The sequence below is a fragment of the Alteromonas portus genome, from assembly GCF_005117025.1.
Lineage (GTDB): Bacteria > Pseudomonadota > Gammaproteobacteria > Enterobacterales > Alteromonadaceae > Alteromonas > Alteromonas portus.
Genome location: NZ_SWCO01000009.1, coordinates 198,331 through 213,380 on the forward strand (window position 1 = coordinate 198,331; position 15,050 = coordinate 213,380).

The following is a 15,050-nucleotide window of genomic DNA, read 5'->3' on the forward strand; positions in this document are numbered from 1 at the left end:
GCTGCCCTTTTTATTTTATATTTTCAGTCAGTTATGAAACGATTTACGCTTTAGTTTTTTCTGGGAAACACGGCCAAGGGGTGCGTAGTAATTAACTGAACAAACGCACGAGTATGTGGCTTAATGGCGTTTTCATGACTTACACGCACTTTTAGTTCATCTCCGCTATCTAGCATAACGGCATAAAGGCGGCTTTCACCCTCATAACGCACCCACTCCACCGTACAGTTTGTTTCACTGTGGGCTGCATCTAAACTTAAATCGTCAGGGCGTACCAACAAATCTACATTACCATTGGCACCTTGAAGCGGCGTGCCTGGTACATTTCCAATTCCAGTAACCACTGTGTTGTCTGTGTTTGCTGCGCTGCTATCGAATGTGGCACTTAAGAAGCTCGCTTCGCCCATAAAACGCGCAACAAAACGGCTTGCTGGCGACGAGTAACAGGCTTCAGGGGTGTCTAATTGCTCAAGCACACCTTTATTTAATATACCCACTCTATCGCCAACGCTTAATGCTTCTTCCTGATCGTGAGTTACCCAAATTGCTGGAACACCTGCCTTTTTAAGCGCATCGCGAATTTCCCAGCGCAAGCTGTCTTTTAACGCTGCATCTAAGTTTGAAAGGGGTTCGTCTAGCAAAACGAAAGAAGGCTCGTGAGCTAGCGTTCGCGCTAGCGCAACGCGCTGCTTCTGACCGCCAGAAAGACGTGCAGGTTTAGCATCGCGGAAGTTATCTAAACCTAAAAGTTTCAGCCAATGATCGGCAAGCTTAGTGTCTTTTAACCGAAAGCATACGTTTTGCTGAACGGTAAGATGGGGAAATAGCGCAAAGTCTTGGAATACCATGCCAACGTTACGCTTTTCAGGCGGCACGTGTTTATTTGCTGTACTTTCCCAATTACCTAGGCTCATTGCGCCTTCTGAAATAGGGATAAGCCCTGCCAATGCTTGCAAAATGGTGGTTTTACCGCAACCGGTTGGCCCTACCAACATGAGAATTTCGTCTTGCCCCAGCTCAAGATTTAACTTGTCGACAACGCGGGTAGACCCATAATTCACTGACAAATTACTTACACTAAGCATTACGAACGATCATCCTCGGTAACAGTAAACTGGGCTTTTCTCTCGCCCGACAGCATGAGAACAAGCCCCACGCCAGACAATAAAACTAGCAGAAGCCCTGGTACGGCAGCGCGGCCAAAATAACCCGCTTCGTACACACGCCACATGTAAGTGGCTAAGGTTTCAAAACCTGTAGGCCCCAACATTAATGTTGCGGGCAGTTCACGCATGGCTTCCAAAAACACTAATGCAGCCCCTGCAATCATACCACGAAGGGTTAAGGGCAGCGTAACCCGTATAAAGGCTTCTCTTGGGCTAGCACCAAGTACACGGGCAGCTTTCACTAACCCTGAATCTATATTCTCAGCGGTACTTCTTACGCTGCCTACTGCAAGAGGAATAAAACGCAGTACATAGGCCATAACCAATAAACTTAAGGTTTGATACAGCGCAGGCAAATATTTAAGACCTACGTAAACCAGTGCCGTTCCCATAACTATGCCTGGTACACCAAAGCCGAAATAGGTAATGCGCTCCATAAATCGCCCAGCTTTGCCGGCAATAGCCGCGTGAGCAACCGGAATGGCAAGCAGCACGGCTACAATAGCAGCGATAAAAGAGGCATGGGCTGAATTCCACGCGTAGCTTAATTCAAAACCGCCAGTTCCTTCCCGTACTAACCACAGCGTGAAGATAGCAAGGGGAAGTACAATAGCCATGAATACAACGGGCAAAGTCGCAAGCAACATTAGGTTGCGCTGCCAGCGTGCAGGAAATAATGATAAATGCTTTCCTGGGCGCTCTTGTGCGCCACCTATACGGCTTTCTATAAACAGAATAAGACCAACAATTACCATAAGCTGCAGGCTTAGCATGGCCGCCTGGCTTAAACCAAAAGCGTTATATTCAACAAAGATAACGCGGGTAAAGGTATCGAAGCCCATTATTGCAGGCGTACCAAAATCAGATAACGCGTAAAGTGCAGCAAGGAGTGCCCCCGCAGCAACGCTATTTACTACGCGCGGTAGCACCACACGCCATAAGCTAGCGCCTAAAGACAGACCTAACGTACGCGCCGCGTTAACCAAGCTTGCATCTAAACTTAACAGGCTTGAACGGGTTGTCATCATTACAAAGGGGTAAGTGTATAGGCTCATAACCAGAGCCGAGCCCCACAAACCGCTAATTGGCGGCGTGCTAATACCTAAAACGTTCTCTATTTCTCCGCCTGTACCAAATGAAAAATACATGGCGAACGCACCAATGTAGCTGGGTAATGCCAGTGGCGCAGCAAGCAAAATAAGCCAGAACCGCTTAAACGGCATTTGCACATAGGCGGTTAAAAAGGCAAGCGGTACACCTATAAGCACCGAGCCAAAGATAGTCAGTACAACAAGGGAAATTGTGTTGCCTAAAACGCGGAGGTTATGGGTATCGAAAAGCTGTGCACTATCTTGAGCTAAAGAAAACAAAACGCCGACGGGCAATAAAGCCATCAGCGCAATAAGTAGTGCCAGTGGATACGACTTTGGCCAGTTTGTCACAGTACGCCAACTTCCCTCATCAGGTTAAGTGTTGGGCGTAAATCAGCCAGTTTACGAAGGTCCATTTCTGGTGGCGAAAGCGTACTTAAATCCGCTAAGCCTTGTGGTGGTTCAACTCCTTGAACCAAAGGTATTTCATATGCTTCGCGAGCAAGATAAGACTGTACTTCGTGCGACAGCAGATATCGAATAAAGTTAACCGGCAAATCACCGTCGCTCAACGCAACAATACCTGATGCGTTCACTAAACAGCCCGCATCGCCTTTGCTGTAAGCAAGGGCCACATTCGCGTTTGGTTTACCCGATTTAAGGCGAAGAGTGTAGTAGTGATTTGCAAAGCCAATATCTACTTCGCCACGTTCAACGCCCATCACTACACCGAGTTCGCCAGCGTACTTTTTCGAGTGCTTATTAATGCCTTTAAGCCACGCTTTGGTCGCTTTATCGCCTTCCAAAATACGCATAGCGGTAACAAAAGACTGGAACGACGAATAAGCCGGCGCCCAGCCAATTTTCAAATCGCTATCAGCTAACGCCATAACGCTTTCTGGAATTTGTTCGGGCTTAACGCGCTCGGTATTGTAAGGCAGTGTACGCACGCGACCTGTTACCGGAGACCAGCTAGGGTACTGAAAATCTTCGCGAAGCTGCGAGCGCAAATCGTCAGGCAACGGCTTTGCAGCACCTGCATCAGTAACCACACCAATAGAGCCCGTATCTACGGCCCAAAACAAATCAGCGCGTTTAACGCCCGCTTTTGTTTCAGCAACAATGGTGTTTGCCAGTGCTGCCGAACCGCCGCGTCGAACCTTCAGGTTCAGTTTGGGGTTGCGCTTTTCAATGGCTTTTAGAACATTCTCGTACAGACCGCCTTCGCCACGCCCTAAATAAAGTGTGAGATCACCTTCTAATTTAGGCAGTGACTCAACCGAAACACTGCCAGTTTGGGTCATAGCGTGAGCAAAACTAAACGGCAAGCCAGTCAATGCACCGGCTGCAGCTAAGCCTTGTAAGAATGTTCTACGTTGCATACCCCTTCCTTAAAATACGTCTTTGCGACTTTGTTCTACTTCAGCTAAAAGTGCGCGAGCGCGGTCAAGTTTAGCCTGCATAGACTCTACCACTTTACGCACAGCATCTACGCCAGTATCTTTCGAAATGGCTTGAGGAAGCGTTACGTTAAAGTCTTTTTCTAGGTCTTCAACCAAGGCTGCGTCTTTCGCAATCAAGTCACCTTCTACACCTTCAAAACGTTGAAGGTAGGTGTCGTGAACTAATGTTGTTGCCACTTCGTGCAGCTGTTCTGCGTACTTGGCAACAACACGATCAAGACGTGTTTTTATATCATCGATAACTTCAGGGCCTGTAGTTGGTTCTTTTTCAGTGGTTTGAACTTTGCCTACCAGACCTTTCTTCTGATATTGAGACGCAAGTTTAACTGCGCCTAGCGCCTGCCACAAGGCATGATTTAGCTTCTCTTGCTCTACGCGCACATCCGAAACTGGCTTACCTTCATCAATAGCTACCTTTACACCATAAATACCTTGCCAAATAGAAGCATAAATAGGCACGTACTGGGTTTCGATCGCTGAGTGGAAGTCTACTTCTTCCCAATACTCAATCAGCGCGTCGGTTTTAAGCGATTTATCTTTTGCTTCATACGCATCAACAACACTGCCAAACTTACTTTCTAACCAATGTACCTCTTCGGTGTATTCTCCAATATGCGCATGTAAGTTGTTTACGTGGTCACCAATTGCACCGTTAGCAAGCGCCTGAGTAGAGAACATTGAGAAAGTAACGGCCGAAGCCATTACTAAAGCACTTATTTTTTTCAGTGTTATTGTCATATTTTTTCCTAAAACGTTTGTCTTTTCGCGCAAATGATACTTATTATCATTAAGCAAGTAAAGGTAACTAAACGAGGCTAGATGCCAAGTACCGCAGTGTCTTTGCCTTTAATTTCTTATGTTTTCCGACACGAAATAATGTGTGTTAGTTCATTAATCCTCGCTGAACACTTTGATATTCAACGCAAATAGCCATCTGCCAGATCATAGTTTGGTTACATTTTAATGAAATTAACGACCAAGTATACGCATATGTAAAGTATACCAATCTGCGATTACCAACATTTTAACTTTCGCTGAGCAGATAACTATCTATGCGAACCGGTATTAATGAATACTCACAAAAAACTAAACGAAAAAAGCCCGCAACCTCTGTTGCGGGCTTTCAGTATTTACAGCGCCTTTCGTGAAATTAAAGGCTATCTAACATGGTTTGCGCATCGCTTACGTCAAAACGACCAGGGTCTTCAACGTTTAGCTTTTTAACTTCGCCATCTTCTACTAGCATAGAATAACGAAGTGAACGTAAACCGCCGAAATTGCCCGTGCTCATGTCTAGGCCAATTTGCTTGGTAAAGAAACCATTACCATCGGCCAGCATAGTGATTTCTTCGGCATTATTCGCTTTGCCCCACGCGTCCATTACAAATGCATCATTAACACTTAAACAAATAATGCTATCAATACCTTTGGCTTTAAGCTTATCAGCAAGCGCTACATAACCTGGCAAGTGCGCTTGAGAACAGGTCGGTGTGAATGCACCGGGTACTGCAAACAATACAACGCGCTTATCTGAAAACAACTCGTTAGTTCCTGGGTTGGTTATCTCGCCATTTACTAAAAGGCTAAAATCTACTTCAGGCAAAGTGCCCCCAACTTGTATCATGCTACTCTCCTAGATTTTTTTGACACAAATACACATCAAATCTGTGCTTTTTGCTTTCAATAGCCATTGATGCTTTTATTCCTGCCAGCACGTCTGCACTGTTTGGGCGTTTCACCACTACCCGGTGCGAGGCTAGCTCTAGTGCTGGCGGTAACAGCGCATCTGCGTCTGGGTCATGACCAAGCAGTTGCTGAAACAGCCGCATTTCCTTTTTCACCAAGGCTGACTTCTTTTTGTGTGGGAACATGGGGTCTAAGTAAATAGCGTTCACATTCTCACCAGTGAAGTATTGCATTACCTCAGCACTATTTCCATGTTGAAGCGACATTTTAGCTGCAAGTTCCGGAAAACTAAGCGCTAATCTGCGAATACCATCTTCAAGTAAGGCGGCAACCACGGGCGAGCGCTCAATCATAGTGACCTTGCAGCCAACGCTTACCAACACAAAGGCATCACGACCTAGCCCAGGCGTTGCATCCACTACGTGCCATGCTTCATTGCCTTTAAGACCAATAGCTTTAACAATGGGCTCTTTGCGCCCACCGCCGTGCTGCTTGCGATACAAACTCGCTGGCGAAGCAAAATCAACCTCTACCGGGTTTACTTTTTTCTCACCTGCGTCGGCAAGCCCTAGCACGCCGTTTTGTACCTGCAAATACAAGCCTTCTCTAGGCTTTTCACTGCTGCTAACAACAGGAAAACCCCACTTTTCGCTGATTGCACTAATTAATGCAGCGTCATCGCTATTGGCGTCATCACAAATGATTAAAGGCACACGATTAAGCATGGCCGTACTGCTCCTTATGCCCTATCCACCTATTAATGATGGCTTGAGCGTGAGAGGGATATTTGTCCCAAAGGGTATAGGCAATTTCCTGAACCTTAGGGATAAGAGCGGCGTCGCGTACTAGGTCTGCTATTTTAAGCTCGGCCATTCCCGTTTGTTTCGTCCCCATAAATTCACCAGGGCCGCGAATTTCCAAATCGCGCTGGGCAATATAAAACCCGTCGTTAGACTCACGCAATACGCCTAGGCGCTGAGTCGCCGTTTTCGATAGCGGGCTCTGGTACATAAGTACACACTGACTTTCTACCGCACCACGCCCTACTCGGCCCCTAAGCTGGTGAAGCTGTGCTAAACCCAGTCGTTCAGGGTTTTCTATGATCATGATACTGGCATTTGGCACATCTACGCCTACCTCAATAACGGTAGTCGCTACTAATAGATCCAATTTACCATCTTTGAAGTCAGCCATAACCTGCGCTTTTTCAGCAGGTTTTAAACGCCCGTGTACCAAGCCAACGTGTAAGTCTGGCAGCGCAGTCCGAAGGGTAACCGCAGCGTCTTCTGCAGCCTGGCACTCCAACACTTCCGACTCATCAATAAGCGTACATACCCAGTAGGCTTGGCGGCCGTTTTCTTTACAAGCCTGACGTACGCGCTCAATTACATCCGCGCGGCGCGTATCTGGTAGCACAACGGTTTGTACTGGCGTTCTGCCCGGTGGCAGTTCATCAATTATCGAGGTGTCTAAATCAGCATAGGCTGTCATGGCTAGCGTTCTTGGAATAGGCGTTGCCGTCATAATTAGCTGATGAGGGTAGCGACCTTGTTGTTCGCCTTTATCGCGTAGGGCCAAACGCTGATGTACACCAAAGCGGTGTTGTTCATCCACAATAACCAGTGCTAGCTGCTGGTAGTTTACGCTTTCCTGGAAGATGGCGTGAGTACCCACCAACATTTGAATATCGCCAGCTTCTAAGCGCGCTAATACTTCATTGCGGGCTTTACCTTTCAGCTTTCCAGCAAGCCAGCCTACCTCAATACCTAGTGGTTCTAACCAGCCACGAAAGTTATTGGCATGCTGTTCTGCCAACAGCTCAGTAGGTGCCATTAACGCTACCTGATGCCCTGCACCAATGGCTGATAGCGCGGCCAGTGCCGCAACTAAGGTTTTGCCCGACCCTACATCGCCTTGTACAAGGCGCATCATAGGTCGCGCGTGTTGCATATCTTTTTGAATATCTTCCACTACCCGAGCCTGCGCACCCGTTGGTGAGAATGGCAGTTGAGCGAGCATTTTATCGATAAGCGGCTGGTTCACCGCAATAGGAATACCGGGCTGGGCGTCAGATAGCTTGCGTACTTTCAACACACTTAGGTGGTGTGACAATAACTCTTCCAAAATTAACCGATACTGAGCAGGGTGCAGCCCCTCTTCCATTTCGTGTACGTCTACATCCGGTGGTGGCCGATGCACCAAATGAAGCGCCTCGTTAAGGCTAATTTGGTCATCGTAAATGCCGTCGGGCAGTAAGTCGGCCAGCGCGCCTTTATCTAGAAGTTTTAAGGCCTGGTCGGTTAAATTACGAAGGGTTAACTGCTTAACACCGTCTGTAGTGGGATAAACTGGCGTTAGTGATTCTTCTGATGGTGGCGCGTCTTCATCCACTAATTTAAATTCGGGGTGCATCATTTCAATGCCCCACTTGCCAGTACGCACTTCTCCAAAACAGCGCACCGTGTTTCCTGGCGTCATAATAGACCGCTGCACGGCACCAAAGTGGAAAAAGCGTAAGGTTATAGTACCCGTTCCATCACTTAGCTTTACCACCAACATGCGTTTTTTGCCGTACTGAATGTCGGCGCTCATAACCTCGCCCTGCACGCTTACATGGGTAAACGGGCGACACTCAGCCACGCTGTAAATACGGGTTCGGTCTTCGTAGCGATGAGGAAGATGAAACAGAATATCTTGAAGGGTAAACAAGCCTATTTTGTTAAGCTTTTCTGCCACCTTTGCGCCTACGCCTTTAAGCGCAGTAATGGGTGTAGTGGCCAGTGCTTGCATTAAGCGATATCCTTCTTTTGGAACATTAACTATTTAACCTTTGAATTGGCACAAGCTGGTGTTATTCAACGTGTTATAGGAAAAGAAGTGTAAAGGATTGTTGAGGGGTTGGCGAGTACGCTTTAGGCCAGTTTTTTACGCTGGCCTATACAAAAGTGACAGTAAAAGCAAAACTCGTACATTAGTTCTTAGTCGGCTTCTAGCGCGTTCGCTTCTGCTTTAGTGATCTGCATTTCTTTCCACCAGCTATCGTCGGCATCCACTTCACCAATGGCGTTAATAGCAGGCAAAGGCAAACCTTTGCGTTGGCAGAGTTTATACAATCGCGGGTAACCATTTTGAAAGGCCAATGCTTGGCACTCTTCTTCTGGTAACTGCTGAGTGTTATACATACCCGCAATAGTGCGTTGGCGCTGGGCTTCATAAAGAACCAGAGCTGCGGCTACCGATACGTTCAGCGACTGCACCATGCCCATCATAGGAATGACAATGTCGTGATCGGCAACGGCTTTCGCTTCATCAGAGGCACCGTATTTCTCTTGACCAAACAAAATAGCCGTAGGCTTGGTGTAGTCAATATCACGAAAATCGACAGCGGTATCAGATAAGTGGGTTACCAGCACCTGCATACCTTGGCCTTTTAATTCAGCCATCGCGTCGTTGATATTATCGTGATTGGTTTGGCGCACCCATTGTTGGCTGCCCATAGCGGTGCCGCGACGAAACTGGTATTTCTTTTCCCACACGGTGTGAACGCGATGAATACCCACTGCATCACAGGTTCTCACTACAGCCGATACGTTATGCGGCTTGTGTACATTTTCAAGGCAAACCGTAAGGTCGGTTTGCCTTCTTTCCAGCACTTGTCTTATGCGCTGGTAACGCTCAGGTGACATGGCTTACTCCGGCAGTTCCATTACACCATCAATTTCAATTTGTGCACCTTTAGGCAATGCAGACACCTGAACGGCTGCGCGTGCTGGGTAAGGCTTGGTGAAGTAACGGCTCATAATTTCATTAACCGTTGCAAAGTGACCTAGGTCGATAAGAAAGATATTCACCTTCACTAAGTCGTTTGTGGTGCCGCCAGCAGCGTCACACACCGCTTTAATGTTCTCAAAGACTTGTACTGCTTGCGCTTCAAAGTCGTCAGAAACCATTTCCATAGTTTCAGCAACAAGAGGAATTTGCCCTGAAAGATAAACGGTAGTGCCAGCTTTAACCGCTTGGCTATAAGTACCAATAGCAGCAGGTGCCTTATCGGTCTGAATAATAGACTTAGACATAGTAGTTCCTAAATAATGTAGTAATTAGTGTCGTGATTGACTATGACGAGACACTTTTTGAACTTCCGGCATGGTGCGTATTTTCTTCATTACGCGGGCCAAGTGCACACGGTTATGCGTGGTAAGTTCAAGGTCAATAAAGTAGATATTACTCTCTTTCTCTTCAGTTTGCAGACCAATGATATTGGAATCGCACCCTGAAATGGTGTTCGTTAATGTTGCCAGTGTGCCCTGATGGTTAAACAATTCTATACGCAGTGACGCTTTAAATTCACCTTGCGGATTGTCGTCCCACTGCATGGGCAGCACGCGCTGAGGTTCTTCTCGCGTAAGCTTGCGAATATTGTTACACCCAATTTGGTGAATAGTCATACCGCGACCAGGGCTCAATACCGCTACAATTTCATCATCTGGAATAGGATGGCAACAACGAGAATAGTGAACAAGCAGGCCTTCTGTGCCGCGAATAGCCACATTACCTTTCTTGTCTGATAAGTCTGTTGTGCTCTCACCCAATAAACGGCGCGCTACAATTGCGCTTAGCTCGTTACCAAGGCCGATATCTACTAGCAAATCGTCAAAATTAGCGTGCTTGGTCTCGGCTACCACACGTTCAATATCTTCGTTTGGAATATCGTCTAGTTTAACGCTGCCTAACGCATGACGAAGCAGACGGTTCCCCATGTTCACCGCTTCTTGAGAATGCTGTTTACGCAGATACTGACGAATACGCGTTCGCGCACGAGCGCTCACCACAAAGTTTAGCCAGTTCGCATTAGGCTTCGCTTTAGGCGAGGTAATAATCTCCACGGTTTGGCCGTTTTCAAGGGGCTTACTTAAGCTGAAGTTTCTGCGCTCAACGCGCACACCTACGCAGGTATTACCTACATCAGAGTGTACCGCATAAGCAAAGTCGACAGCGGTTGCGCCCATAGGCAATTCGATAATACGGCCGTCTGGCGTAAACACGTAAATTTCATCAGGGAAAAGGTCAGTCTTAACCGATTCGATAAATTCAAACGATGAGCTGGCCGACTGTTGCAGTTCCAACAGGCTTTGCATCCACTTGCGCGCACGCAATTGCGCAGTAGTGCCATTGTCACCGGGCTCTTTATAAAGCCAGTGAGCCGCTACCCCTTTATCTGCCATTTGGTCCATTTCCTGGGTACGAATTTGAATTTCAACAGGAATACCATGAGGGCCAATTAATGACGTGTGCAACGACTGATAGCCGTTGGTACGGGGAATAGCGATATAGTCTTTAAAGCGGTTTTCAATAGGCTTGTACAGGCCGTGCATTGCGCCGAGCGCGCGATAGCAGTTGTCCACTGATTTAACAACAATACGAAACGCGTAAATATCCATTACCTCATTGAACATAAGTTCTTTGTTTTTCATTTTGCGGTAAATGGAATACAGGTGCTTTTCGCGGCCTAATACATCAGACTCTATCTCATAGGCATCAAGGCGCGTATTAAGCTCTTCGCGAATGTTTTCAATAATTTCTTTACGATTTCCCCGCGCCTGACGCACGGCAGATTTTAATGCGCGATGACGCATGGGGTACATGGCTTGAAAACCTAAATCTTCAAGCTCATTTTTAATATCATGAATACCCAGACGGTGAGCGATTGGCGCGTAAATCTCTAGCGTTTCTAGCGCAATACGGCGGCGTTTGTCAGGCCTCAATGAACCAAGCGTGCGCATATTGTGAGTGCGGTCAGCAAGTTTTATCAGAATAACCCTGATATCTTGCACCATGGCCATCATCATTTTGCGGAAGTTTTCTGCCTGCGCTTCTTGTTTAGTGCTAAAGGCCAGTTTGTCTAGCTTACTAACACCTTCAACCAGTTCGGCTACGGTTTCACCAAACGCTTCGGCTAAGTCTTCTTTGCTGTAATGAGTATCTTCAATAACGTCGTGAAGAAGTGCAGCCATGATCGTTTCATGGTCAAGGTGCATGTCGGCCAAAATACCGGCTACGGCAACAGGGTGAGTGATGTATGGGTCACCACTTGAGCGCATTTGTCCATCGTGCGCTTCTTGCGCCAGCACAAAAGATTCCTGAACCAGCTGTACGCGATCGGCTGGCAAATACTCTAAAACTTTCTGCTTTAAACCTTCAAACAAATACACAGTGGAGCGTGACCTTTATCTAACGTTACAACCCTAAGAATACGTTTAATTGTGCAATAAGCCAATACACCAAAAGAAAAGCGCCAGTGCTTTTTTCAAAGCACTGGCGCTAAAATATCGATAAAACCGTTAAAAATAGGTCTTATTGGTCAGATAGGATATTGGCTACTGACGCAAATTCAGCGTGTTCTTGCTGTTCTTGAGCTTGAAGCTCTGCCTGTTCAAGCGTTGCAGCAGTTACAAAACCTTCTTCAATTTCACGAAGTGCAGTAACTGTTGGCTTGTCGTTTTGAACGTCAACCATAGGATCTTTGCCTTCAGTGGCAATTTGACGTGCGCGGCGTGCAGCAACAAGCACTAGGTCAAAGCGGTTACCAATTTTATCTACGGCATCTTCTACAGTTACGCGAGCCATGTATTTCTCCGAAAATTAGGTTGAGCAAGTTATACAAAAACGGCCGCGTAGTATACACAGATATGTAGCGCGATCCTAGTATTTTGTTTGAAATTGAAGCAGTCAGATCGTGCACCATTGGTAGTGATCGCACGTTCTTAAATATAAAACACCTATTATTTAGGTAAGCTTACGCGCTACCTAGCAATTCGTCCAATAGCGCTTGATGACGCATTTGCTGTTTTACTGTGCGAAGGCGCTGTGCTGTTACAATGGCTTCTAGGTCGTTCAACGCCGTTGCAAAGTCATCGTTAATTATCACGCTATCAAACTCATTGAAATGAGACATTTCAGCTACGGCTTGTGCCATACGTCCTGCAATGACTTCTTCACTGTCTTGACCACGATTATTAAGCCGCTGTTCAAGTACATCTAGCGACGGTGGAAGAATAAAAATACCGCATGTGTCTGGCATAAGCTTTTTGACTTGGCGCGCGCCTTGCCAATCGATATCTAAAAATACGTCAATACCACGGTGAAGTGTCTGTTCAATGGTGACTCTTGATGTGCCGTAATAATTGCCAAACACTTCCGCGTATTCAAAAAATACGCCCTGTTCGATAAGTGCTTCAAACTGCTCTCGGCTTACAAAATGGTAGTGTACACCGTCTACTTCACCCGGACGCGGTTGACGCGTGGTGTGAGACACAGACACCTGCATAGGCGTGGCTGTATTGCCTTCATACTTTTCCATAAGCGCCTTGATAAGGCTTGATTTTCCTGCCCCTGAAGGAGCAGCAAGTATAAATAAATTGCCGAGTAGTGAAGCCATAGGATATTAAAATTCTATCAAAATGTGGTTATTTCAAGTGGCAATGATAGCATATGAAGCCATTGCGCCGTAACTGCGATTATGAGGTTTATCCATTAATGATATGGCCGTTACCATTGCAGACTGGTGCTAGCAAAAATTAATAACAATAATAATTTTCTAAAAATGGTGGTGGCAGAAAATGTACTCTGACCCCATATTTCTTGGAAAAGACAGAGATTGCCCGTGAGAAAGGATAACCATTGGTAATAAAGCAACAACAAAACTAGGAAATAAAGAATGACTCAGCAACTTCTGCCGTGCGTAGAGATTAACCCATCCACTACGCCTGATGCCTGCGTTATCTGGCTACACGGTTTAGGCGATTCTGGCCACGGTTTTGCGCCTATCGTGCCTGAACTTAAACTTCCCGAATCAATGGCGGTTAAGTTTCTCTTTCCCCATGCGCCAGAGCGCCCCGTTACAATAAACGGTGGAATGCGAATGCGCGCCTGGTACGACATTAAATCACTCGATTTTGAAAGTCGCGCCGATTTACAAGGCGTAAAAGAGTCGGCTGAACAAGTAGAAGCACTTATTGAAGCGCAAATTGAAAGCGGTATACCTAGTGAACGTATAGTGCTTGCAGGTTTTTCTCAAGGTGGCGTTATTGCACTTCACTTAGCGCCTAGAACTACCCGTAAGTTTGCTGGGGTTATCGCTCTTTCAACTTATATGTGTGAGCCATCGTTACTTGCAAGTGAGGCAACAGACACCAACCGTGAAACCCCAATTATGATGGCCCACGGTGAGCAAGACGAGGTAGTACCGGTATTTATGGGTAACGCTGCTTTTAAAACGCTCAACGAAAATGGTTTTAAAGCCACATGGCAAACCTACACCATGCAACATAACGTCTGCATGCAAGAACTAAATGATATCAGTGCTTGGCTTCAAAAGGTTTTAAACTAAGATTTACGATGCATTATCCGGTGTGATAGCTAGCTGTAACAAAGCTAATTATCACACTATCTAATTACCACACTATGTCGAGCACCTTTGTGGTTATTACCGTTATATTCACGGGTTGCGTTCGTACTTGGCATTAAGATGCCAAACAGATCGTTTCAAACATCTCGCTATTCAGCAACGCGGTTTCTGCCCCCATTTTTTGCCTTATAAAGATTATCATCGGCTTGTTTTAAGCTAGCGTGAAGTTTGTCTTCGGTAAGCGCGGTAGCCACGCCAAAGCTGGCGGTTATATTGTGATTGATATCCCCTTCTATAAATGGGCTCTCTTCAACTACTTTTCTCATTTTTTCGGCAAGTTTTACGCCTTGGCTTAACGATGCAAGCGGAAAGAGTACAAGGAACTCCTCTCCTCCGGTGCGCGCAACAATATCAGACGCTCTGACAGCGCTTTTGATAACGCTAGTAAAGTGAATAAGTACCTCATCACCGATATCATGGCCAAAGGTGTCGTTAATTTTCTTGAAGTGGTCTATATCGACAACCACTGCGGTTAGGGGGAAAAAGGCACCTGGGTCTTTCATAGCCCGTTCAAAAAAGACGGTTTCTAAAAAGCGTCTATTTGGCAATTTAGTTAGCGGATCTGTATTCGCCTGCCTCATGCGCTCTAAGTTTTCACGCAGCATTTCTTTTCGGCTTTTGTGCCAAAAATTTTCGCCAATAAAGGCAACGCAAATGAAACAGAATGTGGCAATCAGAAAACGTGAAACATGCTCAGCAGGATATTTAGCCACAATGACGTCTTGGTTATAGAGCATATAAATAGACAGCCCTATGGTGACCGCAACATAGAGCATTGCGGGCTTAAATCGCACCACAATTATTTGAATAAAAAGTAATGGAAAGATGAAGTACAAGCCAGTGTTATTCAGCCCTCCGGTATAAACCAAGGCATTAATAGTAAATAGAACAATGAGGCCGGCGAAGTAATAAAATATATCACTTTTTGGGAAAATAAGTGATAGCGCTACGTTAAGGTAAATAACGCTTGCAGATGTAGTTAATACTCCCACCAACAATGGGTTATTAGTACCCCAGTTGAGCCATGCCATAAACGCGATAATTGTGCCACCAACGTAGGAAATAAAATACAACGTGAGTTTACGTCTTTTTATCTCAGCGTCGTCTTGCTGTGCGTTTCTTAGTAACTGTCCAATTGGTGTGTTGTCCATACTAACAACTCTACTCCCCGAATTCA

At 46.1% G+C, this 15,050-nt stretch carries 14 protein-coding genes; 1 reads left to right on the top strand and 13 read right to left on the bottom strand.

The window, feature by feature from the left end:
* Positions 1-50: 50 nt before the first annotated feature.
* The 12 genes from E5672_RS16320 to gmk form a co-directional block, all read right to left on the bottom strand.
* Positions 51-1,085 carry an ABC transporter ATP-binding protein gene (locus E5672_RS16320; protein WP_136783178.1) on the bottom strand — a complete coding sequence of 345 codons (1,035 nt, stop codon included), beginning with the start codon at positions 1,083-1,085 and terminating at the stop codon, positions 51-53.
* A complete protein-coding gene (locus E5672_RS16325) occupies positions 1,085-2,608 on the bottom strand; it encodes an ABC transporter permease (protein ID WP_136783179.1) in 1,524 nt (507 codons plus the stop codon). Before E5672_RS16325 ends, E5672_RS16320 begins: the two co-directional genes overlap by 1 nt.
* A complete protein-coding gene (locus tag E5672_RS16330) occupies positions 2,605-3,639 on the bottom strand; it encodes an extracellular solute-binding protein (protein ID WP_136783180.1) in 1,035 nt (344 codons plus the stop codon). The genes E5672_RS16325 and E5672_RS16330 overlap by 4 nt, the downstream gene beginning before the upstream one ends.
* 9 nt (positions 3,640-3,648) lie before the next feature.
* Entirely contained in the window at positions 3,649-4,458 is an 810-nt protein-coding gene (locus E5672_RS16335; protein WP_136783181.1) for a hypothetical protein, read from the bottom strand.
* A gap of 412 nt (positions 4,459-4,870) precedes the next feature.
* On the bottom strand, positions 4,871-5,344 hold the full coding sequence (locus tag E5672_RS16340) for a peroxiredoxin (protein WP_136783182.1): 474 nt from the start codon (positions 5,342-5,344) through the stop codon (positions 4,871-4,873).
* Between the two features lies 1 nt (position 5,345).
* Positions 5,346-6,131: a class I SAM-dependent methyltransferase gene (locus E5672_RS16345; protein WP_136783183.1), complete on the bottom strand. Its 786-nt coding sequence runs from the start codon at positions 6,129-6,131 to the stop codon at positions 5,346-5,348.
* Complete coding sequence (gene recG, locus E5672_RS16350; RefSeq protein WP_136783184.1) at positions 6,124-8,196, bottom strand: ATP-dependent DNA helicase RecG; 2,073 nt, start codon at positions 8,194-8,196, stop codon at positions 6,124-6,126. Before recG ends, E5672_RS16345 begins: the two co-directional genes overlap by 8 nt.
* Before the next feature lie 188 nt (positions 8,197-8,384).
* Positions 8,385-9,092 (bottom strand): tRNA (guanosine(18)-2'-O)-methyltransferase TrmH, encoded by a 708-nt coding sequence (trmH, locus tag E5672_RS16355; protein WP_014975317.1) that lies wholly within the window; start codon positions 9,090-9,092, stop codon positions 8,385-8,387.
* A 3-nt stretch (positions 9,093-9,095) separates the two neighbouring features.
* A complete protein-coding gene (locus E5672_RS16360; protein WP_014975316.1) occupies positions 9,096-9,482 on the bottom strand; it encodes a RidA family protein in 387 nt (128 codons plus the stop codon).
* Positions 9,483-9,506: 24 nt separating this feature from the next.
* Positions 9,507-11,618 (bottom strand): bifunctional GTP diphosphokinase/guanosine-3',5'-bis pyrophosphate 3'-pyrophosphohydrolase, encoded by a 2,112-nt coding sequence (gene spoT, locus E5672_RS16365; RefSeq protein ID WP_136783185.1) that lies wholly within the window; start codon positions 11,616-11,618, stop codon positions 9,507-9,509.
* 142 nt (positions 11,619-11,760) lie between these two features.
* Positions 11,761-12,033 (bottom strand): DNA-directed RNA polymerase subunit omega, encoded by a 273-nt coding sequence (rpoZ, locus tag E5672_RS16370; protein ID WP_015065914.1) that lies wholly within the window; start codon positions 12,031-12,033, stop codon positions 11,761-11,763.
* A gap of 169 nt (positions 12,034-12,202) precedes the next feature.
* On the bottom strand, positions 12,203-12,844 hold the full coding sequence (gmk, locus tag E5672_RS16375) for a guanylate kinase (RefSeq protein ID WP_136783186.1): 642 nt from the start codon (positions 12,842-12,844) through the stop codon (positions 12,203-12,205).
* A gap of 279 nt (positions 12,845-13,123) precedes the next feature.
* Between gmk and E5672_RS16380 the strand changes: the two genes are divergently transcribed.
* Positions 13,124-13,795, top strand: a complete 672-nt coding sequence (locus tag E5672_RS16380; RefSeq protein WP_136783187.1) for an alpha/beta hydrolase — start codon at positions 13,124-13,126, stop codon at positions 13,793-13,795.
* Between the two features lie 167 nt (positions 13,796-13,962).
* Here E5672_RS16380 and E5672_RS16385 read toward each other — a convergent pair whose 3' ends face one another.
* Positions 13,963-15,024, bottom strand: coding sequence for a GGDEF domain-containing protein (locus E5672_RS16385; RefSeq protein ID WP_136783188.1), 1,062 nt, complete (start codon positions 15,022-15,024; stop codon positions 13,963-13,965).
* Positions 15,025-15,050 lie beyond the last annotated feature (26 nt).

Excerpts from the sequence above, each read along its gene's own strand:
- recG (WP_136783184.1), bottom strand. The coding sequence starts at position 8,196 with ATGCAAGCACTGGCCACTACACCCATTACTGCGCTTAAAGGCGTAGGC.
- E5672_RS16340 (WP_136783182.1), bottom strand. The coding sequence starts at position 5,344 with ATGATACAAGTTGGGGGCACTTTGCCTGAAGTAGATTTTAGCCTTTTA.
- E5672_RS16360 (WP_014975316.1), bottom strand. The coding sequence starts at position 9,482 with ATGTCTAAGTCTATTATTCAGACCGATAAGGCACCTGCTGCTATTGGT.
- E5672_RS16330 (WP_136783180.1), bottom strand. The coding sequence starts at position 3,639 with ATGCAACGTAGAACATTCTTACAAGGCTTAGCTGCAGCCGGTGCATTG.
- E5672_RS16385 (WP_136783188.1), bottom strand. The coding sequence starts at position 15,024 with ATGGACAACACACCAATTGGACAGTTACTAAGAAACGCACAGCAAGAC.
- E5672_RS16380 (WP_136783187.1), top strand. The coding sequence starts at position 13,124 with ATGACTCAGCAACTTCTGCCGTGCGTAGAGATTAACCCATCCACTACG.
- gmk (WP_136783186.1), bottom strand. The coding sequence starts at position 12,844 with ATGGCTTCACTACTCGGCAATTTATTTATACTTGCTGCTCCTTCAGGG.
- E5672_RS16345 (WP_136783183.1), bottom strand. The coding sequence starts at position 6,131 with ATGCTTAATCGTGTGCCTTTAATCATTTGTGATGACGCCAATAGCGAT.
- E5672_RS16320 (WP_136783178.1), bottom strand. The coding sequence starts at position 1,085 with ATGCTTAGTGTAAGTAATTTGTCAGTGAATTATGGGTCTACCCGCGTT.
- trmH (WP_014975317.1), bottom strand. The coding sequence starts at position 9,092 with ATGTCACCTGAGCGTTACCAGCGCATAAGACAAGTGCTGGAAAGAAGG.
- E5672_RS16335 (WP_136783181.1), bottom strand. The coding sequence starts at position 4,458 with ATGACAATAACACTGAAAAAAATAAGTGCTTTAGTAATGGCTTCGGCC.
- rpoZ (WP_015065914.1), bottom strand. The coding sequence starts at position 12,033 with ATGGCTCGCGTAACTGTAGAAGATGCCGTAGATAAAATTGGTAACCGC.